Source organism: Pseudoalteromonas sp. S1727, from assembly GCF_005886375.1.
GTDB classification, from domain to species: domain Bacteria; phylum Pseudomonadota; class Gammaproteobacteria; order Enterobacterales; family Alteromonadaceae; genus Pseudoalteromonas; species Pseudoalteromonas haloplanktis.
This window is the reverse complement of sequence record NZ_PNDT01000143.1, coordinates 1-975: the sequence shown is the minus strand read 5'-3', so window position 1 is coordinate 975 and position 975 is coordinate 1. Positions and strand designations below refer to the sequence as shown.

Sequence of the window (975 nt, the reverse complement as noted above, 5' to 3'; positions counted from 1 at the left end):
ATTTTTTCCGTCAGCCGTCAGCCGTCAGCCGTCAGCCGTCAGCCGTCAGCCTGATCTGATAGCTGATAGCTGATAGCTGATAGCTGATAGCTGTGTTATAATCCGCGCAATTTTTTGTATGGGTTAAAGTAGCACAGCAATGATCTTAGATGACATCCGTATTGTTTTAGTAAATACCTCGCATTCGGGCAATATTGGTTCTGCCGCGCGAGCGATGAAAACCATGGGTTTATCAAAACTCTATTTAGTTGATCCTGCGTGTGAAATAGACAGCCACGCAAGCGCATTAGCAGCAGGTGCTACTGATGTGCTTGGTAATGCAGTGATAGTCGATACTGTGGCGGATGCTATTGCCGATTGCGCGCTAACGATTGGTACCAGTGCACGTTCACGCACTTTATCATGGCCTATGGTTGAGCCCCGTGAATGTGGTGAAAAATTAGTAAATGAAGCCGCCAATGGCCCTGTAGCCTTAGTGTTTGGCCGTGAAAACAGTGGCTTGACAAACGAAGAGCTGCAATTGTGCAATTATCATGTATGCATTCCAGCCAACCCTGAATATAGCTCATTGAATTTGGCGATGGCAGTACAAACGTTATGTTATGAAACACGCATGGCATTTTTAACTCAGCAGCCAAAAGCAAATCAAGAAGATGATGCCGTTTACCCAAGCTCAAAACAAACAGAGCTATTTTACGAGCATTTAGAAAAAACCCTCTTTGACACCGGTTTTATCATCAAGCAGCACCCAGGCATGGTAATGACCAAGCTACGTCGGTTGTTTAACCGCGCACGTCCTGAAGATGCTGAGCTGAATATCTTACGCGGTATTTTGACCTCAATAAATAAGTCTACTAAATAAGCGAAAGTTATAAGACTAATACTTGACTAAATTACTCAGGTAATTACAATGAACACAATACTTGACCAAAACAGTCGGGTATTGAAGTTCTGGCTGATAGCTGATAGCTGATA

Annotated in this window: 1 protein-coding gene; it reads left to right on the top strand. The window is 43.6% G+C overall.

From position 1 onward, the window contains the following. Nucleotides 1–139 precede the first annotated feature (139 nt). Nucleotides 140–862: a tRNA (cytosine(32)/uridine(32)-2'-O)-methyltransferase TrmJ gene (trmJ, locus tag CWB85_RS20895; protein WP_138555933.1), complete on the top strand. Its 723-nt coding sequence runs from the start codon at nucleotides 140–142 to the stop codon at nucleotides 860–862. Nucleotides 863–975 lie beyond the last annotated feature (113 nt).

What these genes read in the sequence shown, in the direction of transcription:
- trmJ (WP_138555933.1), top strand. Translation starts at nt 140, where the DNA reads ATGATCTTAGATGACATCCGTATTGTTTTAGTAAATACCTCGCATTCG.